Raw genomic sequence first — 20148 nt, 5'->3', positions numbered from 1 at the left:
GTGCGAGCATGAGCGATATTGAGCGTGATGGCGAGGCTATACGCGAAAAGAAACAACGCAACAACAAGCCGATTATCATTGGCGGCGTCATTGCCGTAACCATCCTCGCGTTGCTTGCCATCATTCCTTTGGTGATGGCATTGATGGCCACGCCTGGCATTAAGACCGAGCCCATCGACACGGCTGGCGCTAAGCCGGCAACGACGGATATGGACGGCACGTGGGAGGTGCTCAGCCGCCAGGGTAAGAACTACACCTCGGCCGGTTTCACGTTCGATGAATTGCTGCCGGGTGATGCGCGCACCACATCAGGCTCCACAACGGCTGTTAGCGGTGAAATGACCATTGAGTCGGGCACTTTGACTGCTGGCGAGGTGACCGTGGATATGACTAATATCGTCACGGACCGTGACCGCCGTGACGTTAATGTGCGCAGGAAGATCCTTCACACAGAGAAGTATCCAGAAGCGCATTTCGTCCTGACGCAGCCGGCTGACGTTTCCGCCTTGCCGGAGGATGGCACGACGGGCACGGTAACGCTGACAGGTGATCTGACTATTCGCGGAACCACCAATGAAGTGACCCAGGACTTCACAGTGTTACGCACCGGTGACCACGTCATCGTGCATGCGGACATTCCGTTTGATCGCCTTGATTACGGTGTGGAGACACCAGACTTCGTCGCGGCCAAGATTGCCGAGGAGGGCGAGATCAACATTCGCCTCAACCTGGTGAAGAAGGATTAAACAAGGATAGACGCCATTCCTTCCCCTTTTGTCCGATAATGTACATTATGTCAAGTAGGGCTTGGGGAAGGTTTCTTAATTCTTAAGGCGAGCTATTAGCGCACTCCCCGCCTGTTCCGGTGTGTGAGTGTGTACTGAACAACGTCGAGCATCCCTAATTCAGCCATTGCCTGGCGCAGAGCTAGCTGCCAGACCCACAGGCGCCGGTAAACCACGTCAAAGCCGTCAGCCGCTGCTTCGCGCAGTTGGCCTTGGAACGTGGTCAGCTGATGCTTGAGTGACAACGCTAGATGGTCCGGTGCATGCGTCTCACTAATCACGCGCAAACCGGTGTATTTATCCGCGACCTTCCTCAGCTCGTCAGAATCGCTGTAGTCCAGCGATGGCCAGATGTAGGCGCGTAAGGATTCGATGGCATCCCGGGCGGGCTTCGAGAACTTCTCCGTGGCGGTCACGCTTTGGATTACTGCCCTGCCATTCTTTGCCAGCAATGCGTCGATCAGTTGTAGGCGTGCCCGTTGGTGTGGCTTAGGCAAGGTTTCTATATTCTCTACACACACGATTGCGTCGTAACGTCCCGCACGATGCATCAACGCGAGGGACAGATCTTCCACCACGCTAATATGCACGGAATCCGCTACCCCAGCGAGCGTCAGGCGCTCACGCAGCGTTCGGACGACCGCCGGGTCGGTCACCAGCGCATCGACAGTTGCGCGGCGCGAAGCTGCAGCGATTGTTACAGCACCACCTGAACACGGGATTTCGGCGACTTGAGTGCCGGCGCGCACCCCGGCTTCGTCGAGAAGCATGCTCACGCTCCGCGACTGGGCATCACCGAGGTCATGCTTCATTGTTTCCAGTGGCGATGCGAAATGTGTTGTGGCCACGAAGTAGTTCGTGGGCTCCTTGCCACGCCCGGCCGCTGGCACGAAAGACTTTCGGCTCATGCGCTCCGTCGTGGGAACGCCGGTAGCGAAATGGCCGGCGAAAGCACTCATGCCATCCCCCGCATATCGTGTGACGAGTTCCGGTGGGACCTCTCCTCCGACAAGTTGCGGATTGTCCTTAATGTGCGGTGTTTTCGGGGAATACCCAGAGGCAAGCAGGCCTCGGATTACCCTCACTAGGTCCGAGGGGGTATCCGTATGCCACTCTCCTGCCATATACCCCTCGGCGAGACCCACCCAACCTCGCACGGCAATACGTTCAAAAAGTTGTGCATGATCCACCACCAAGTCATGGTCTCTGCCCAGTGACACTTCGAGGTTTGCGTGGGTGCAGTGTTTAGCAAACCTTGCCTCCGCTAGTCGGGCGCGGAGGCGCATTCCTGCAGCTGAAGGGATATACACGAGGGACGGCCAACGTTCGGCGTCCAGGGAATCCAGATGAGCAGAATAAGCGGAATGAGTGGGCACGTGGTTCAGGATAGACCTTTGGGATGCCCCAAATGCGGAGCCACGGCGTGCCCACAAAACAAACGCGCGTATGATCACATGGCGGATCTGCCTATAGGCTTTACCCAGGCTAAAACAGGCTCGAAAAAAGCTACGCGCTCAAAAAGAAAACTTAAAGGAGTTTTTACATGTCCAACAAACCGTACCGTCCAGCCGGAAACCGCCACCACGTTGTCATTATTGGCTCGGGTTTCGGTGGGCTGTTTGCCGCACGCGAACTGGACGGCGCCGATGTGGATGTGACGCTGATTAGCCGCACGAACTTTCACCTCTTCCCGCCCCTCCTATACCAGGTAGCCACCGGCATCCTCGGCAGTGGTGAGATTGCAACCTCCACCCGCCAGATCCTTGGCAAGCAGAAGAACACCGACGTTGTGCGAGGAGATGTTACTGACATCAACCTGGACGACAAGACCGTCACTTTCACCGAAGGCGATGTCACCCGTGTCTATGAGTACGACTCCCTCATTGTTGCTGCCGGCGCTGGACAGTCCTACTTTGGTAATGATCATTTTGCTGAGTTCGCTCCTGGTTTGAAGACCATTGACCATGCTCTGGAGATTCGTGCCCGCCTGGTTTCTGCCTTTGAGCGTGCTGAAGTCACTGAGGACCCAGCCGAGCGCGAGCGCCTACTCACCTTCGTCATCGTTGGTGCTGGTCCGACTGGTGTCGAGCTTGCCGGCCAGGTGGCGGAGTTAGCTCACCGCAGCTTCCGCAATGAATACTCCAACTTCCGCCCGGCGAGTGCCAAGATCGTGCTTCTTGACGGCGCTCCGCAGGTCCTTCCGCCGTTTGGTAAGCGTCTGGGCAAGAAGGCTCAGCGTGAGCTCGAACGCCTGGGTGTCACCGTGTACCTGAACTCCTTGGTGACCAACCTTGATGAGAAGTCGGTGACCTACAAGGACATGACTACCGACGAAGAAACCACGATTGAGTCTTACACCAAGATCTGGTCCGCTGGTGTGGCCGCTTCCCCACTGGGCAAGATGGTTGCAGAGCAGGCTGGTCTCGAAGTCGACCGTGCTGGCAAGGTCCCTGTGAACAAGGACCTCTCTGTCGGGGAGCACCGCAACGTCTTTGTTGTCGGCGACATGATGAACCTCGACCGCCTGCCGGGTCTAGCACAGGTGGCTATCCAGTCCGGCGAGTACGCAGCGAAGGCTATTAAAGCCGGCGTGGAGGAGAACCAAGCGCCAGACCAGCGAAAGGCATTTGAGTACTTTGACAAGGGTTCCATGGCCATCGTGTCCCGTTTCCATGCTGTGGTGAAGATGGGCAAGGTTGAAATCGCCGGGTTCATGGGCTGGATCATGTGGCTGCTGGTCCACGTATCCTTCCTAGTGTCCAAGCGCAACCGCATTGTGTCCATGTTTACGTGGACACTCAACGCCCTGTCACCGAAGCGATACAACTTGGTGTCCACGCTTCAGCACATGCACGCACGTACCGGCCTGCTGAAGTTGGAAAAGCAGGTTGGGGATGATGCCGATGAGTTCGCAGAGATCCGCGACACCAAGGGTGAGAATTAAAACCTCATCGAATTAGCAACCAGCTGATCTCCACTCCCCTTTCGCATATGAAGCGGGGTGGAGATTTTTCGGTTATCGGGCGTAGTATCGCTTGCGCCCCAAAAGTTTTTGCCCACCACCCATCACGACCCAAGAGGAAAAGGGGGTCCCGCTATGCCGCCCAAGATTCCGTTGCCGCGTAACAGGAAGGCGTCAGCTCACCGTGACCGGCGGCCCCTACCTGTCCCCGTAGAACGGTCTGTGGATTTCTGCCGCGTCTTCGTTGATGGGGTGAACCAACCGGGTACGTACCAATTTTCCACTGCTATGCAGCGCGTGCAAGGAGCGGATAATGCCTATGTGTGGCTTTCTCTCAAAGAGCCCAGCGTGGAGCAGATGGAGCAGGTAGCTGAACAGTTTGGCATCCACGAACTGATCGTGGAGGACGCGGTGACGGCTCACCAGCGCCCCAAAGTTGAACGCTACGGGGACCAACTGTTCATTGTCGTGCGCACGGTGGAATACCGTGATGATTCTGAGGTGACGGACCTCCGCGAGATCATTTCTACCGGTGAGGTGCAGATACTCATTGGTAGCAATTTCGTGATCACCATTCGCCATGATGCGGAGCTGCCCAATCTGACCCGCGAGTTGGTTGAGGACCCGGAGATTTCTTCCCTCGGCCCGGCGGCTGTTGCCTGGAAAGTCACTGACCACATTGTGGAGAATTACGCTCGGGTGACCACCTATCTGAGCGAAGATGTCGATGAGCTAGAAAATGAGGTGTTTACACCACGCCGGCAAATTAACATCGACAAGATTTATATGTACAAGCGTGAGATTTTAGAAATGCGCCACGCCATCGACCCGTTTGGTCCAGCACTACGTTCAGGGCTCTCCTTGCACAATGATATCTTGAGCAAGGAACTGCGCTCTTATCTGCGTGACGTTCAGGACAACGCGATGATTGTCACCGATACCGTGTCAGGTTTTGATGAACGGTTGTCTTCCCTCTTGGATGCTTCTGTGGCCAAGGTGTCTATGCAGCAGAACACTGACATGCGCACGATTTCTGCAGTGGTTGGTATGGCGGCACTGCCTACGATGATTGCGGGTATTTATGGCATGAACTTTGAATACATGCCGGAACTGGGATGGCACTACGCTTACCCCGTTGTTCTGCTCGTCATGCTGGGCAGCATGGCGGCCATGTACTGGTGGTTCCGTAAGAACCACTGGCTCTAGCGCATCACCATGGTGCGTAGTGTTGTCACCGCGGCTAGCTTGCCTTCGTGGCGCATCTCAATCTTCCAAATCTGAGTGCGGCTACCCACGTGAACGGGCGTTGCCTCTGCTTCGATGACACCAGACTTAACGCTGCGGATGAGGTCTGTGTTGTTGTTCATTCCCACTACAGGTGCGCCTGCTGCCAGGTAGCCGGCAAAGGAACCCATGCTTTCCCCGATGGAGCAGAACACGCCTCCATTGACCAGACCAGCTGGCTGATGAAGGTGCGGACTGACCTCGATCGTGGCCACCATTTTCTCCGGACCGAAGTCTGTGTACTGGAGCCCAATGAAATCATCGAATTTAGTCATCTGGCTGTTAAGAAAGGACAGTTCCTTCTCAGTCAGTTGACGCGTGCGGAATTCTTCGAGGTTGCTGAGGTTTTTAAAGTCCATGCACCCAAACTGTAGCAACGAAAACATTCCTTGTGGCCTGCTGAAGCAAAGACCTTTGTATGCTCTTTCCTATGACTTCCATTGACGCATCGACTCAGGCCTCCTCCTCTACTACCTCCACCGCTGGTCTTGCGCAGATCGGTGTCGTGGGTATGGCTGTGATGGGTTCTAACCTTGCCCGTAACTTTGCTTCCCGTGGCCACACTGTGGCTATTTACAACCGTTCGCCGGAAAAGACGCATGCTGTGATGGAGCAATACGGCGATGAGGGCTCTTTCATTCCGTCAGAGACTATTGAGGATTTTGTGGCTACGCTGGAGCGTCCGCGTAAGGCCGTCATCATGGTGGCTGCCGGCGCTGGCACTGACGATGTGATTGATCAGCTGGTGGAAGCGATGGATGAGGGCGACATCATTATCGATGGCGGTAACGCGCTTTTTACCGACACGATTCGCCGTGAGAAAGAAGTTGCTGCGAAAGGCCGCCACTTTGTAGGTGCTGGCATTTCCGGCGGTGAGGAGGGCGCGCTGCGTGGTCCGTCGATCATGCCGGGTGGTCCGAAAGAATCCTGGGAGACCCTGGGGCCGTTGCTCGAGGATATTTCCGCCAAGGTGGATGGCGTTCCGTGTGTTAAGCACATTGGTCCAGATGGTGCGGGCCACTTTGTCAAGATGGTGCACAACGGCATTGAGTACGCAGACATGCAGGTCATCGGTGAGGCCTACCACCTACTGCGTTACGCAGCGGGAATCGAGCCAGCTGAGCTCGCAGAGATCTTCTCCGAGTGGAATCAGGGCGACCTGGACTCCTACCTCATTGAGATCACTGCTGAAGTTCTGCGCCAGGTTGATGCAAAGACGGGCAAGCCGTTTATTGACGTTGTGGTGGATGCTGCCGGCCAAAAAGGCACCGGTCGCTGGACCGTAAAGGAAGCATTGGATCTAGGCGTACCCACCACAGGTATCGGTGAAGCGGTGTTTGCCCGCGCGCTGTCCTCTTCCCTTGCTCAGCGACAGGCTGTTCAGGAGACGGGCTTGCCGTCCGGCCATGTCGTTGACTTAAACGCCCTTGGCGTGGACAAGGATCAGTTCGTGGAGGACGTTCGCCGTGCGCTTTACGCCTCCAAGCTGGTGGCCTACGCGCAGGGCTTTGATGAGATTACCGCGGGATCGCAGGAGCATGGTTGGGACATCAAGCCGCAAGACTTAGCCACGATTTGGCGGGGCGGTTGCATCATCCGCGCCAAGTTCCTCAACCGCATCACGGAGGCGTACAACAACGATCCGGAACTGCCGTCCCTTCTGCTTGACCCGTACTTCCGCGGTGAGCTGGAGAATGGCTTGATTGATTCTTGGCGCCGCGTCGTGGTGGTGGCAACTCAGCTGGGCCTGCCCATCCCGGTCTTTGCCTCCAGCCTGTCCTACTACGACTCCTTGCGTGCACAGCGTCTCCCCGCTGCACTGATTCAGGGGCAGCGCGACTTCTTCGGTGCTCACACGTACAAGCGCGTGGACATGGAAGGCACCTACCACACCAATTGGTCTGGTGACCGCGAAGAAGTGTCCTACTAAAGCGGTTTGGGTTCACGTAAGCACCGGAGGAGATACTAGACTTTCTCCGGTGCTTACGTTTGCCCAGCTGGGACTACCATCCCCCATTGTTAGTGTTCTGAAGAAACAGGGCATCACGGAACCTTTTCCTATTCAGGCCGCGGCAATTCCTGACATTCTTGCTGGCAAAGACGTTCTTGGACGAGGGCCGACTGGCTCCGGTAAAACCTTTAGTTTTGGACTGCCCATGCTCAGTCTGCTGTCTGGTGCGCCATCGCGCCCGTGTAAGCCGCGTGGCTTGATTCTTGCACCAACCCGCGAATTAGCGGCACAGATCCGGCAGCGTTTGGATGATCCCGCGGCAGCACTCGGTCTGCGTGTTATTGAAGTTGTTGGCGGTGTGAATATCAACAACCACATCCGTTCCCTGGCCTCTCCTGTTGATCTTCTTGTGGCCACACCAGGTCGCGCCCAGGACCTGATTAATCAAGGGAAGCTCGACTTTTCAGCTGTAGAGATTACGGCTATCGACGAAGCCGATCAGATGGCGGACATGGGCTTCCTCCCCCAGGTGCGGAAACTCCTTTCTGAAACCCCGAAGCGTGGCCAACGGTTGTTGTTTTCTGCGACGCTGGATGGGGACGTCGATAAGCTTGTGCATCAATTCATGCACGACCCGGTGACTCATTCGACCGCGCCTGTGCAAGCGGCGGTGGATTCGATGGAGCATTATCAGCTGCTCGTGGGAACACGCGAGGCACGAAACGACATCGTGCCCTACATTGCGGCGCGTGATGGAAAAACTGTCATGTTCATGCGCACGAAACATGGTGTTGACCGGCAAGTGAAGAAGCTTCGTCGGGTGGGTATCAATGCGTTTCCGCTGCACGGTGACAAAGGACAGGGTGCCCGCACGCGTGCGATCGAAGGTTTTGCGGACGGATCCATCCCGGTCCTTGTGGCTACCGACATCGCAGCGCGTGGCATTGATATTTCTGATGTCTCACTCGTCGTGCATATCGATCCGCCCGCGGAGCACAAGGCGTATCTTCATCGCGCTGGGCGGACAGCGCGTGCTGGAACCTCCGGCACAGTAGCCACCTTGGTTATGGATGACCAACGTAAAGAAGTTGATCAGTTACTCCGCAAAGCTGGTGTAAACGCGACCAAGGTTCAAGTCAGTGCAGGAGATGCAAAATTAGCTAAAATTACGGGAGCGAGAAAGCCCACCGGAAACCCACTGCCCCCACCAGGTCAGAAGGCTAAGGCAGGACAATCCTCGTCACCCAACCACCGGTCGGCGCGCGGCAACAAACGTCGACGCGGGGGCAACCAATCTAACCGCTCAGGCGCACGCCGCCAGAAAAGGAGTTCAGGGCGCAACACACGCGGCAACAACCGCTCCTTTTAGCGCCCCAGCCCATGGACATTCTCTTATCCATACTCGCACTATTGGGCTTTGTTTTGCTCACGGCCTCAACTGGTCTTTTCGTCGCCATTGAATTCGCTATGACGGGCTTGGAACGCTCTGTGCTTGAAGCCCATGTCCAAGAAAAAGGCGATAAAACAGCCAAGGCCGTTCAACGCGACCACTCGAACCTTTCCTTCGTGCTCTCTGGGGCACAGCTAGGCATCACCCTCACTACCTTGGCCACGGGTTTTTTGGCAGAACCTGTTTTGGCCCAATTCTTCGGGCCCGCACTGCAACTCGTTGGCCTGAATGAATCTGCATCACGCGCAGTGGCTATCGTACTGGCGCTCATTGTGGCCACTATTCTCTCCATGGTTTTTGGTGAGCTCGTGCCCAAGAACATCGCCATCACCAATCCCCTGGCCACCGCACGTTTTGTGGTGCCACCGGTGAATGCTTTTAACACCGTCTTCACTTGGTTTATTAGGTCCATGAACGCATCAGCCAACTGGTTCGTGCGCAAGATGGGCATCGAGCCGGCTGATGAGTTGGCCTCTGCACGCTCCGGCCCTGAACTCGGCGCGATGGTGCGCAGTTCTGCCCAGGCGGGAGGTTTAGATAAAGAGACCGCACGGATGATTGATCGCTCCCTCCAGTTCGGTGAGACCACTGCGGAAGAAGTGATGACACCGCGGTCCACCATCGATTCCCTCGATGCGGAGGACACAGTCAGTGACCTCATTTCTCTGGCCATGGAAACGGGTCACTCCCGCTTCCCGGTCCGCCGCGGAGATCTGGATGACACAATCGGGCTTGTTCACATCAAGGACGCCTTTTCAGTCGACCGTGACCTGCGTGCTACCACCAAGGTAGAAGACCTGGCTAAGCCGATTGCCACTGTGCCGGGCACCCTGGATGGTGATGCCGTGCTCAACCAAGTTCGTTCCGCAGGTTCTCAGGTTGTCCTGGTTGCTGATGAGTACGGCGGGACCCAAGGTTTGGTCACTATTGAAGATGTTGTGGAGGAGATCCTCGGCGAGGTGTATGACGAATACGATGACCGCGAATCAGAGCGAGATTTTCAGCGATTCGGCTCCTCGTGGGAGGTGTCCGGGCTCGTGCGTCTGGACGAATTGAGTGAGCGCATCAGCTACCTTGCCCCCGACGGGCCTTATGAAACGCTGGGCGGTTTGATCATGTTCGCACTAGGTCGCATTCCCGAGGTTGGGGACACGGTGGTACTGCCACGGAATGACCAGGAGGTCCATGAGGATTTTGAGACTGGCAATGCGGGCGCCTGGATTGCCCGTGTCACCCAGATGGATGGGCGTCGCCTGGATAAGGCGATTCTTACCCCCATCTCCCATGCGGAGGTTGCGAGGTACCAGTCATGAGCCTTGGTGTAGCAACAATTCTTATCGTTGTTTTGCTTGCGGCAAACGCTTTCTTCGTTGCCGCTGAGTTCGCCCTGGTATCTTCCCGTCGTGATCGCCTCGAATCGATGATCGCCCAAGGCAAGACGGGTGCGAAGAGAGCCCTCGACGCTTCGGAGCATCTTTCTCTCTATCTCGCCGGTGCCCAGTTTGGTATTACCATCGCATCGCTGATCCTGGGTAAGGTCGCTGAACCTGCCATCGCCCACTTCCTGGAGCGTCCATTTGAGTTCATTGGCGTGCCAGACAACTTGGTGCACCCACTATCCTTCGTCATCGCGCTGCTGTTCATCACCGTTTTGCATATTATCTTCGGCGAGATGGTGCCCAAGAACGTGGCCATCGCAGGGCCTGAAACCCTGGCGGTATGGCTCACACCCGCGATGGATCTGTGGGTGAAGGTCACACGACCGCTGATTTACTGCCTGAACGAAATCGCGCGCCTCACGCTCCGTATGTTCGGCATTGAACAACGTGATGAACTTGATGCCACTGTGGACCAGGAACAGCTGGCTTCCATGATCCTGGAGTCACGTGAAGAAGGTTTGCTTGATGCGGAGGAAACTCTGCGTTTGGCTAATGCACTGAAATCGGAATCGCGCAACCTCAAAGAAGTGATGATCCCGATCGACCAACTGGTCACGCTCCCCTACTCGCTTGCTGGTATTCCATTGTCTGTTCTGGAGAACGCGGTGCGCGAAACAGGTTACTCCCGCTTCCCAGTAGAGGGCGCGGGTGGCGCCTTGGTGGGATACCTTCACGTCAAGGATGTGCTGGATTTGTTGGGCACAGATGAATCTGGTGTCACGGACCCCGTCATTCCCTACAACCGCGTGCGCAGACTGAGCATTGTGGATGGTTCGGGCAGCCTCGACGATGCGTTGACGGCCATGCACCGGCGTTCTGCCCACATGGCTCAGGTGCGCGATAATGGCGAGCTCGTTGGAGTGCTTGCGCTCGAAGATCTCATCGAGGAATATGTGGGCACTGTGACGGACTGGACGCACGAGGAAGACTAGTGGAGTTTGTTGTTCTCCCCCGCGCACAGTGGGAAGCTGCCGCGGAGGCACATGAAGCTCGCGCACGCCAGTGGATTGAGCCGAACCTTCAGCGCCGAGCGCGGGGAGAAAAACATCCAATCTGGGACTTCGTCTTCGAGTATTACGTTGTCCGCCCTACGCATTTGTATCGCTGGCACCCAGGGGTAGGCGTAGCTTTGGCGGATGCAGCTGATGCCCCGTATTCCCAATGGCGTGATTACTCAATCAGTAGCGATGGAACTGTCTGTGTGGATGTCTCGAGCTTTGTAGCGCATCGTGGAGCGAGTCTGTCCAAAACGTTAGAGTTGCTCATTGCGATGGAGAGCAACCGCGAGCAGTTTGATTGTTTCGGGCTGCATGAGTGGGCGATGGTGTACCGTTCCAAGGAACCGCGACATGATCTTCCTCTACGTTTGGGCTCCGCCGGGACAGCTGAGGTGGTGGAATCGCACACGCTTAAGTGCACGCACTTTGATGCGTATCGCTTTTTCACCCCACCGGCAAAGCCGTTGAACCTCACCGTTTTGAGCAATGATTCGCGTCCTGCCCATGATCAGTGTGCCTGTCTCCACACCGGGATGGACTTGTTCAAATGGGCTTTCAAAGCAGGCCCGCTCATCCCAGGCTCGTTACTCCTAGACTGTCTCGAGCTAGCCATGGATATACGCCTGTTGGACATGGAAGCCTCACCCTATGATTGCCGGCCACTTGGCTATGGAGTCGTACCCATCGAGACGGCTGAGGGGAAAGCGGAGTACGTGGCAAAGCAACGGGCTTTTTCGGAGCGGGCTGAACCATTGCGACACCAGCTCGTGTGCTTCTACGAGCGCGCGCTTTCAAGCGGTAAAGTTTAGGGCGGAAACTAACTTCACGAAAGGGACCGCCAGATGGGACGCCACTCCTCGGGGAAGCATCACTACGCGCTGTCGAAGGGGGCCACCGCCTTCGTGGTGTTGATTGCGATTCTTGGGCTTCTGGCTGCGTATATGTTTTCTAACCGTGGCAAAACAGGCGATGAGCATAGTGCCGATGGTGCGGATGAGCAGTCGTGTGTCGCGGGGGATCTCTCACTGCCAGTCGCCGCGTCGTCGGAGAAGGTGGGACGCATGCTTATCGACGCTTACGTGGAGACTCACCCCGTCGTCCGCGACTACTGTGTGCGCCCAGTTTATGTAGACCAGCTAGAGGACGCGGCGGTGTACGTTGCGCCTAATACTTCCATCTCCCACGCGGAGTTAGACGACGCTGGACGTGCTGCGGCAACGAATGAGCCGTTAACCGTTGCGTCCTTCCACGCGGGACTTGCTGGTTCGACGGAGGTCAAGCCGGAGACCGTGGATTTGGCTACGGTTGATTTCCCCACCGGCGATCAGCCGGAAGCCTCAACCCTCGTGGCCGCAAAGTTGGCCCCATCCGAGGGTGAGGCCGTTGCCGTATTAACCGATAATCGTATTGCCTCCACGGCAGATGCCCAATTGAATTCCACGCGACTCATCGCCACTGCAGAGAACGCAGTTCCGGAAGGATTCAAATTCAGCCGCGTCGAGGGAGCCGATATTGTCTATTCCGCCATTCCTTTGACCACGTCCGACAACGTCACCGAGGACCAAGTTCGTGCCGGCCAAGCCTTTGCTGATACCACCGGCAAGCTTTTTACCGGCGATGGCGCAGCCAAGCTGCCGGTCATTGGCGAATCAGTCTGGGCTGCTGCCCTGCCTGAGGGAAGCCGTATCAAGACTGGCGGGGGCGGCACTCACAAAGCTGAAGCAGCGACCACTGCACCAGCATCTGCCGCAGATACCCTCTTTGTTCTGGATACTTCTTCTGGCATGGTCAGCTATGCCTCTGCTGCCGAGGACGGTATTGCCCAAGCTGCGGAGAAGCTTGCTGACAAAGGACACCGCGTTGGCCTGTGGAACTACTCCTCTCCCCTGACGCCCGGTGTGACCAACGGCTACCGCCAGAACCTTGCGATGGTGGTTAATAATGGCTACGAAATCGGCACCGTGGTCAGCCGATTCCTCAATGGTGGCAGCCCGCAAACCCATGAGGTTGTCCTGGCAGCGCTTGCATACGCTCAAGAAGTTGCAAGCACTGATAACCCAGTGCGCATCGTTCTGATTACCTCTGGCACCACTGATGCTTCCACTCCAATTACAGATGCCATCAAACAAGCTGAAACATCCAACGTTGAGCTGTCTGTCGTCCATGTAGGTGGCGGCGAGCAAGACGAGGAGCTTGACTCTGGCGCACAGTCCGCTACGGTCGCTGCCGATGCTGAGGCACTGCCTAAAGCTATCGTCGATGCTGCTGCCGTGCGCTAACTTTTCCAGGACGCTTCTCCGATAAGAAAGCAAGCCGCCCCCCAACACCGAGAGTGTGTGAGGCACAAATGGATGAGGTCTTTGTACACTCACCCCCTAACCAAACGAAACCTGCTATCCCAGTGAGATAGCAGGTTTGTTCTGGAAGATTTAGGACTCTAGGAGCTACGGCGACGGCGACGATCAGCCAGCTCGTCCAGAGCAACCACGTTGCCGGAATCTTCGGTGGACTCGACGTTTCCGATGCGCTCGGACGGGAAGGCAGAGATCGTTCCGGTGAGTTCCTTGACGATCTGCGGGACAGCGATGGCGAACACGCCTTGTCCACCACCGAGCAAGTCGATGATCTCATCATTGCTACGGCATTCGTAGACCGTTGTCCCGTCAGACACCAGGGTGATTTCGGATATCTCACCAACGCCACGGTCACGCAGATTGTCCACAGCGAGGCGAATATTCTGCAGGGAGATACCGGTATCCAGTAGGCCCTTCACGATCTTGAGGACAAGAATGTCTTTGAAGGAGTACAGGCGCTGGGAGCCTGACCCCGTTGCATTACGGATGGAGGGGCGCACAAGGTCGGTGCGGGCCCAGTAGTCGAGCTGGCGGTACGTGATGCCGGCAACCTGGCAAGCGATAGGCACACGGTAGCCGACCTCATCGGAGGGACCCAGATCAAACAGGGTCTCCTGGACTGGGGCCTCGATCTCGCCGTTGGTGGCGGAGGTGTCAAACGTACTCACGTAATTACTCCCATGAAGTGTCAAATAGGGCGCACTAGTTATTAAATGCCAAGCTTAAGCTTCGGTCAAGACTGCGACGAACAACACGCCGTAACTTCAACCTCTACTTTAAGTTTAGACTAATCTTGCACCATTGTCATCTTAAATCACAATAATATCGTTCGTACCTTTAATCACATTGGTTAACAGAGGTTACAGGGAAGCATGTCTCGTGCGGAGTAGGTGGAAATTGTCACTCCCCTGGTTGATCAAAACCGAGATCGCCTTCCTCAACACCAAGATCGCGCATGAGCTGCTGGAAGTCAGCATCAGCCTGGGCGTCTCCGCTTGCGGATTCGGGGTGATCTTGCGGCTGGGTGTCCGTGTCAAGCTGGACATCGAAGTAATCAGCGGCGTCTTCTGGAGATAACCAGATAGAAGCTTGATTGACTACCAGCTCATCTACCTCGATGGGAAGATCCATCATCGAAGCAATGACGAGCAAGTCAGATGGGCGACAATCAATTTCCGTGCCATTGTCCATGGTGATTTGCCCCATGAACACGCCGTTGTAGTAGCTACTAATCTCGAGGGCAGAAATGCCATTAGCCGATTGCTCGATGATCTCTACCAGCACATCGTGAGTATCCGGGCGCTTTGGCTCCCATTCGGCAATCCGGCCGACCAACTGCGCTCCCTCAACGGGTGGTAGCCAGACGGGAAGGAATCTTTGGCGTTCCTCCCAAAGCAGAACGGCGCACAAGAAGTTCTCCGGTCCAATGGGAAAAACGCCGCAAAGTCTGACAGGAATAGTGCTCATAGAGCTACTACCTACCGTTTGAGCGGCGAAGCTCGTTCTTCACCAAAGAAGTATTCAGCGCAAGAATTTGGCTCATCATGTTCTGTGCCATCTCCTCAGCTTCCTGTGCAGCCGAGGCTTTGCCAGATTTTGCCAAAGGTTGGGTCACACTAGTGATCAGATCAGCCTGGCGCACTGCCGCTTGGCGCAATGTCTTGATATGGCGCTGATCCACACCAAACTGGGACAAGCCATGAACGGCTGATAAAACGCGGACATCATCGACAGAGAAAAGGCCCGAAGAATCGGGGCTAATCAGACCATCCTTGATGCAAGAATCAACCAATGCAGGCTCGCACTTGGCTTGTTCCGCCAACATGTCATCAGAAAAACGTGCTGGTGCCTGGGATGCAAGGCTATCTGTGGTGTAGATCTGCTCCGCAGGCTGCCCAGGGACAAGAGCTGCCACTGCGCCATTGTCCATGGCTTCAAGCTGTTCACGGATGACCTTCAGCGGTAGATAGTTATCGCGCTGGGTCACCAGAATGTACCGCAGGCGCTCCACATCCGCGTCCGTAAAACGGCGGTATCCGGATTGGGTGCGCTCTGGGGAAATTAAGCCCTCTGACTCCAAGAATCGGATCTTTGACACCGTCACATCCGGGAATTCCTCACGCAAACGTTTAATCACCACGCCGATAGACATGGTTTTCATGCCCGTGCGGGGGGCTTGCGATGCGGGGGTAGTCTTCCGGATTGCGCTCACGGCGTTTAATTCACCTTGCAGGGGGGGCTAGGGGTACAACAAAGTCGCCTCTAAAGTGGCGGATGCGGATACGTGGCTTAGGCGTTTTCCGCGATGAATACGAGACGGAACTTGCCAATCTGAATCTCATCACCTGTGGACAGGGCCTGAGAGTTACGCGGCTCACGGTTGACGTAGGTGCCGTTGAGCGATCCGACATCCACAACCTCGAACTCACCCGCGCTACGGCGGAACTCTGCGTGACGGCGGGAAACAGTCACGTCATCGAGGAAGATGTCGGCCTCCGGGTGGCGGCCGGCGGTGGTGGTGTCCTGGTCCAACAGGAAACGTGCACCAGCATTCGGGCCACGCTTCACTACGAGCAGGGCTGCGCCCTCAGGCAGGCCTTCAACGCCGCCTACGTTCTCAGAGGCGGTAGCTCCCGTCTCCATCTCCTTCAGAAGATCGGCACGGAATACCGAAGTGGTTTCTACCTGTGCCTCCGGCGTACCGGTTTTCTCGCTCATGTCTTCTCCTGACGCTATCGACGGAATTAAACTTACCGAACAAATTTCAGTACAAAATTTAGTCCACGATCATCATACCGGCATCTTGGATCACTGCGAGTTAGAACCAGTTGAGTCGCAGAGTTTTCCCAGTCTTACCTGGAAAGAAGCACGTGCGACACGCTAATTCGATGCCGCTTCCCTACCTGAATATGTTGGCGATGCCCGAAATAACGGAGTTGCCACCGCCTGACAATGGATTGTCCGAGACCATGTACGTCCACGTTGCGCTGGGGCGCTTCCAGCCGGCGTCTGCCATGTGGGCCCCGGCGGCGTCGATAAGCACGCTATTAAACGTCTCTACAGCCTGCTCAACAGCTCGATTGGCCAGGTCTTTGAATTCGCGTACCGCAATGCGGTGGTACTCCGTCAGTGGGGTCTCACGCGCAATGGCGCGCAAGTGAATGGATTCGCGTACCTCATCCATGTGTGCCAGATGCTCCGACCACTCATCATCTAAGTGGAAGAGCATGATCTCTCGGGCGGCTTGCTCTAGGACTTCTTGGTTGATTCCGGCGGCCTTGAGCTCGGTGGCACGTTCCGGACTGCGCTGTGCTAGTTCCTCCCAGGCGCGATTGGTGTCAAGGAGAGTGTTCCGGCGTTCATCAATAATTGCGCGGTGATCAGCCAAAAGCTGGTTGTATTTCCACGTCTGCGCATGAATTTCCAACAACTGACCTTCGGTGACACGCTGGCAATGAGCGATGAAATCGCGCACTCGCTTGGTATCAATCTGCCCATTCTCATCAGGCTGCGCAGTGATCTGCTCACCGGCACCACCTGCGGTGACAATGTCATCTTCGAGGGAGACAAAGAACAGGCTTAGTCCCGGATCGCCCTGGCGACCAGCGCGGCCACGCAACTGGTTGTCTAGTCTTGCTGTGCGGTGACGTGCGGTGCCGATCACAGCTAGGCCACCGAGTTTCACAACGGCATCACGGTCAGACTCATCAGCACCACCCAAGCGAATATCTGTACCGCGACCTGCCATTTGGGTGGATACAGTTACCCGGCCGAGATCGCCGGCCTCGGCAACGATGCGCGCCTCTTCCTCATCGTTCTTCGCGTTTAGCACGTTGACGGTAATCCCCTGGGACTCAAGTGCTTCCGCGAGCGCTTCCGATTCGGCGACATCATGTGTACCCACCAACACTGGCTGGCCGGTGGAATGGATGTAGGCGATCTCCATCACCAGAGCTTTGAACTTATCGTCCATGGTGGCGTAGATCCGATCAGCCTCATCAAAACGCTGCAATGGCTTCGCGCGTTCGATCGTGGAAACGCCAAGGTCATAAAACTGGTGAAGCTGATCCGTGGCTTCTACCGCAGTGCCCGTCATGCCACACACCAGCGGGTAGCGGCGCATAAGTGCCTGAAGTGTGATGGAATCGAGGATCCGTCCGCCTTCGGAAACATCCAGGCCTTCCTTCGCTTCGACAGCGGCTTGCAGGCCATCAGGCCAACGCTGCAGCTCAGCGACGCGGCCGCGCGAGGCATCCACGAGGTCGATCTTGCCGTCCTGCACGATGTAATGAACATCGCGGATCAACAAGGCCTTTGCGTGCAAAGCAAGGTTGACACGCACGAGGATCGTGCCAATGTTCTCATCGGAATACAGCGAATCAATTCCAAGAGATTTCTCCACCTTCGCCGCACCATTATCGGTAAGGAAGACATTCCTGCGGTCCGAATCAATGGTGTAATCCTTCCCTTCAACCAGGTGAGATACAGCCTCAGTGATCTGGCCGGTCGCCTGCTCCCCCGGCTTTGAGCCGGCGAGGACGAGGGGGACCAAGGCTTCGTCGACAAGCACACTGTCTGCTTCATCGACGAGCGCCACATCGGCGGGCAGCTGGACTATCTGGCTGCGGTGCGTGATCTGGTTGTCGCGGAGATGATCAAAGCCAATCTCAGCGACAGGCGCGTACACAATGTCACTCCTGTACGCACTCACTCGATCTTCGCGTGACGACGCCTCGGTGACCGACGCCACCGACAAACCAAAGAACTCCACGAGCGGCCGCATCCATTCCGCATCACGGGCGGCGAGGTAGTTGTTCACCGTGATGACGTGGACTCGCTTACCGGTGAGCGCGAAACCCGTGGCAGCCATGGCACCAACGAGAGTCTTACCTTCACCGGTGGCCATCTGAATGACATCGCCTTCGAGCAGGCGAAGCACAGCCTGGTTCTGCACCTCGAACGGGGTCATACCGAGCGTGCGGGTCGAGGCAACGGTGAGCAATGCCAGGAACTCCGGCTTCTTCTGGATTTCCCCGTTAACAACAGTCCTCCGCACCGCCTCAGCGATCTGCGCGTCACTGTACTGCTCGTATCCAGCGATCAGCGCGTGCGCCTGCGCCACAATGCCTTTCGACTTCTTGTTGTTGCGCTCGGCGGTTGAGCCCATAGCTTTCCAGAACCAGTCAAACTTGCTCATGGGACAACTTTACGTGACCAGCCGATTACGTCTATCAACCCCCCGTGGGGTAATCTATCGGACGTTCGATGCGAGCAAGCTACACGCTTGCAATTAACGCCGAATAACGGGCTGTGGCGCAGTTTGGTAGCGCACCACACTGGGGGTGTGGGGGTCGCAGGTTCAAATCCTGTCAGTCCGACAAAATCTTTTCGGGGGCTTGTATTCCATTTGAAAAGCTCTTCTTTGATGAAGAATAGTTCGTTTCCAGAGATCGGTATTGCAGGAGTGAAGCGAACTAACTGTCCGATTCGATGACGCGGTAATTAGCCCCGTTGACGTACTTGGACGTTGCACGCTTTGCGGCGAGGAGGCCAATGAAACCAAAAGCCCACACTGCGATGACGGCGAGCCAACCGATCCTGAAGGATTCCCAGGTGTAGTTGCTGCCGTGGGAGGTGGCGTCAAGGAGGAAACCAACACAGGGCGCGGCGATCATGGTGGCTACGAAACCGCCCATATTGGCCAGTCCGGTGCCGGTTGCAAGGATCTTGCGATCAACTTCCTCGCGGACAGAGTCGAAGCCGAAGTTGGACTTGGCGCCGAGAGCGGCCATCAAGATGTTCAACACAATGACTGCCCAGAAGGCAGGCGGATTGGTGGGCAACAGGAATGCAACCCACACCACAAGATCCATGACTGCGATGACAGCCACAACATTGATGCGGTTGCGCCCAGTACGGGCGGAGATCATGCCCATGAGCGGGCCGGCGAAAATCACAGCGGCGGTGTTGATCACCAGCACGGCACTCGCCTGAGCGGGGCTGAGTCCTAGACCCAATGTCATCAGTGGCATCCCCCAGAGAAGGGTAAAGATGCACTGGTGCATGAGTCCGGTCCAGTGAGTGAAGAAGCCTTGCCAGCACACCGGATGTGTCAGGACCATTTTCAAGGTTTGACCGATAGTAAGACGCTCCGATTCGGTGCTGCGGTGGGCGTTCTTGTCTTTGCGGGCCCCGGGGGCGTCGGCAAGTGCGACGACGCCCACGATAGCGATGATGAGGCCCGCTGTACTGATGGATAGGAACGCAGGAACCCACCCGGCGGCATGCAGGATGGCAAGAAAGGGCACGGCGGAGATGAACTGCCCCAGCTGCCCTAGGCCGGCGGTGAGCTGCGTAAACAGCGGAGTCAGACGCAACGGGAACCACAACGGCAACAGGCGCATTGCTCCCAAGAAAGCTGTGGCATCGCCCGCACCGATGAACACACGTGCGGCGACGGCGAGTGGGTACGAGGTTGTGAAAGCGATGATCACTTGGCCGATGGCCATGATGAGCGCGCCTGCGACCATTGTCTTCTTGGGGCCAATGCGGTCAATGATGATGCCGGTAGGGATCTGCGCCAGTGCATAGACACCGACCTGAACAGCGGTAAACACTGCCAACTGCGAAGCATTGATGTGGAAGCGATCAAGAGCCTCCACGCCTGCAACACCGAGGGAGGTACGGCCGACGATGGCGACGACGTACGTCAGCAAAGCCGCCACCCACACGACAAGCGCGCGAGCAGTCAGCTGCTCACGCGGGTTCTTTGGTGTGGAGTCTGAGGTTTGGCTCCGTGGTGTCTCTTGTTCGCGAGTTTGACGCTGTTTTTTCACGCGTCTCATGCTAGACCTTGCTATCACCCTGCGTACGGGCGGGTCGTTCCTCCCCTTTTGGGGTAGTCCGAGTTTCATGCTCCGGAAAA

The 20148-nt window shown here is 56.4% G+C and carries 17 protein-coding genes and 1 tRNA gene; 10 read left to right on the top strand and 8 right to left on the bottom strand.

Annotated elements, in window-relative coordinates; translation table 11 throughout:
* Nucleotides 1-8 precede the first annotated feature (8 nt).
* A complete protein-coding gene (locus F4V54_RS02350) occupies nucleotides 9-746 on the top strand; it encodes a YceI family protein (protein ID WP_150386109.1) in 738 nt (245 codons plus the stop codon).
* Between the two features lie 95 nt (nucleotides 747-841).
* Here F4V54_RS02350 and F4V54_RS02345 read toward each other — a convergent pair whose 3' ends face one another.
* Nucleotides 842-2161 carry an SAM-dependent methyltransferase gene (locus F4V54_RS02345; protein WP_249041204.1) on the bottom strand — a complete coding sequence of 440 codons (1320 nt, stop codon included), beginning with the start codon at nucleotides 2159-2161 and terminating at the stop codon, nucleotides 842-844.
* Nucleotides 2162-2328: 167 nt separating this feature from the next.
* On the opposite strand from F4V54_RS02345, the gene F4V54_RS02340 reads away from it, so the two are divergent.
* Together F4V54_RS02340 and F4V54_RS02335 are read left to right on the top strand one after the other, a co-directional pair.
* On the top strand, nucleotides 2329-3729 hold the full coding sequence (locus F4V54_RS02340; protein WP_150386108.1) for an NAD(P)/FAD-dependent oxidoreductase: 1401 nt from the start codon (nucleotides 2329-2331) through the stop codon (nucleotides 3727-3729).
* Nucleotides 3730-3882: 153 nt separating this feature from the next.
* Nucleotides 3883-4953: a magnesium and cobalt transport protein CorA gene (locus F4V54_RS02335; RefSeq protein WP_150386107.1), complete on the top strand. Its 1071-nt coding sequence runs from the start codon at nucleotides 3883-3885 to the stop codon at nucleotides 4951-4953.
* Here F4V54_RS02335 and F4V54_RS02330 read toward each other — a convergent pair.
* The gene (locus tag F4V54_RS02330; protein ID WP_150386106.1) at nucleotides 4950-5390 is read right to left on the bottom strand and encodes a PaaI family thioesterase; all 441 of its coding nucleotides are present in this window, start codon (nucleotides 5388-5390) and stop codon (nucleotides 4950-4952) included. The genes F4V54_RS02335 and F4V54_RS02330 overlap by 4 nt on opposite strands.
* A gap of 71 nt (nucleotides 5391-5461) precedes the next feature.
* Here F4V54_RS02330 and gndA point away from each other — a divergent pair, with 71 nt between their 5' ends.
* Genes gndA through F4V54_RS02300 form a run of 6 tightly spaced genes read left to right on the top strand, consistent with a single transcriptional unit; the run spans nucleotide 5462 to nucleotide 13148 of the window.
* Nucleotides 5462-6961, top strand: a complete 1500-nt coding sequence (gndA, locus tag F4V54_RS02325) for an NADP-dependent phosphogluconate dehydrogenase (protein WP_150386105.1) — start codon at nucleotides 5462-5464, stop codon at nucleotides 6959-6961.
* 49 nt (nucleotides 6962-7010) lie between these two features.
* Entirely contained in the window at nucleotides 7011-8351 is a 1341-nt protein-coding gene (locus F4V54_RS02320) for a DEAD/DEAH box helicase (protein ID WP_150386104.1), read from the top strand.
* Nucleotides 8352-8362: 11 nt separating this feature from the next.
* Entirely contained in the window at nucleotides 8363-9745 is a 1383-nt protein-coding gene (locus F4V54_RS02315) for a hemolysin family protein (RefSeq protein ID WP_150386103.1), read from the top strand.
* The gene (locus tag F4V54_RS02310) at nucleotides 9742-10803 is read left to right on the top strand and encodes a hemolysin family protein (RefSeq protein ID WP_150386102.1); all 1062 of its coding nucleotides are present in this window, start codon (nucleotides 9742-9744) and stop codon (nucleotides 10801-10803) included. Before F4V54_RS02315 ends, F4V54_RS02310 begins: the two co-directional genes overlap by 4 nt.
* Nucleotides 10803-11678: a 3-methyladenine DNA glycosylase gene (locus F4V54_RS02305; RefSeq protein ID WP_150386101.1), complete on the top strand. Its 876-nt coding sequence runs from the start codon at nucleotides 10803-10805 to the stop codon at nucleotides 11676-11678. Before F4V54_RS02310 ends, F4V54_RS02305 begins: the two co-directional genes overlap by 1 nt.
* A 33-nt stretch (nucleotides 11679-11711) precedes the next feature.
* Nucleotides 11712-13148 carry a vWA domain-containing protein gene (locus F4V54_RS02300; RefSeq protein ID WP_150386100.1) on the top strand — a complete coding sequence of 479 codons (1437 nt, stop codon included), beginning with the start codon at nucleotides 11712-11714 and terminating at the stop codon, nucleotides 13146-13148.
* 158 nt (nucleotides 13149-13306) lie between these two features.
* Here F4V54_RS02300 and F4V54_RS02295 read toward each other — a convergent pair whose 3' ends face one another.
* From F4V54_RS02295 to secA2, 5 genes are all read right to left on the bottom strand, one after another.
* Nucleotides 13307-13891, bottom strand: coding sequence for a MerR family transcriptional regulator (locus F4V54_RS02295; protein ID WP_052093120.1), 585 nt, complete (start codon nucleotides 13889-13891; stop codon nucleotides 13307-13309).
* Between the two features lie 232 nt (nucleotides 13892-14123).
* Nucleotides 14124-14690, bottom strand: a complete 567-nt coding sequence (locus F4V54_RS02290) for a bifunctional nuclease family protein (RefSeq protein WP_150386099.1) — start codon at nucleotides 14688-14690, stop codon at nucleotides 14124-14126.
* A 7-nt stretch (nucleotides 14691-14697) separates the two neighbouring features.
* Nucleotides 14698-15435 (bottom strand): transcriptional regulator FtsR, encoded by a 738-nt coding sequence (gene ftsR, locus F4V54_RS02285; protein ID WP_084576802.1) that lies wholly within the window; start codon nucleotides 15433-15435, stop codon nucleotides 14698-14700.
* A 77-nt stretch (nucleotides 15436-15512) separates the two neighbouring features.
* Nucleotides 15513-15941 (bottom strand): oxoglutarate dehydrogenase inhibitor Odhl, encoded by a 429-nt coding sequence (gene odhI / locus F4V54_RS02280; RefSeq protein ID WP_150386098.1) that lies wholly within the window; start codon nucleotides 15939-15941, stop codon nucleotides 15513-15515.
* A gap of 181 nt (nucleotides 15942-16122) precedes the next feature.
* Nucleotides 16123-18420: an accessory Sec system translocase SecA2 gene (secA2, locus tag F4V54_RS02275; RefSeq protein WP_150386097.1), complete on the bottom strand. Its 2298-nt coding sequence runs from the start codon at nucleotides 18418-18420 to the stop codon at nucleotides 16123-16125.
* A gap of 107 nt (nucleotides 18421-18527) precedes the next feature.
* On the opposite strand from secA2, the gene F4V54_RS02270 reads away from it, so the two are divergent.
* Nucleotides 18528-18601, top strand: a tRNA-Pro gene (locus F4V54_RS02270).
* A gap of 96 nt (nucleotides 18602-18697) precedes the next feature.
* Here F4V54_RS02270 and F4V54_RS02265 read toward each other — a convergent pair.
* The gene (locus tag F4V54_RS02265) at nucleotides 18698-20068 is read right to left on the bottom strand and encodes an MFS transporter (protein ID WP_052093121.1); all 1371 of its coding nucleotides are present in this window, start codon (nucleotides 20066-20068) and stop codon (nucleotides 18698-18700) included.
* Between the last annotated feature and the right edge of the window lie 80 nt (nucleotides 20069-20148).

The sequence above is a fragment of the Corynebacterium tuscaniense genome (assembly GCF_008693065.1).
GTDB lineage: Bacteria > Actinomycetota > Actinomycetes > Mycobacteriales > Mycobacteriaceae > Corynebacterium > Corynebacterium tuscaniense.
This window is presented reverse-complemented; position numbering and strand designations above follow the sequence as displayed.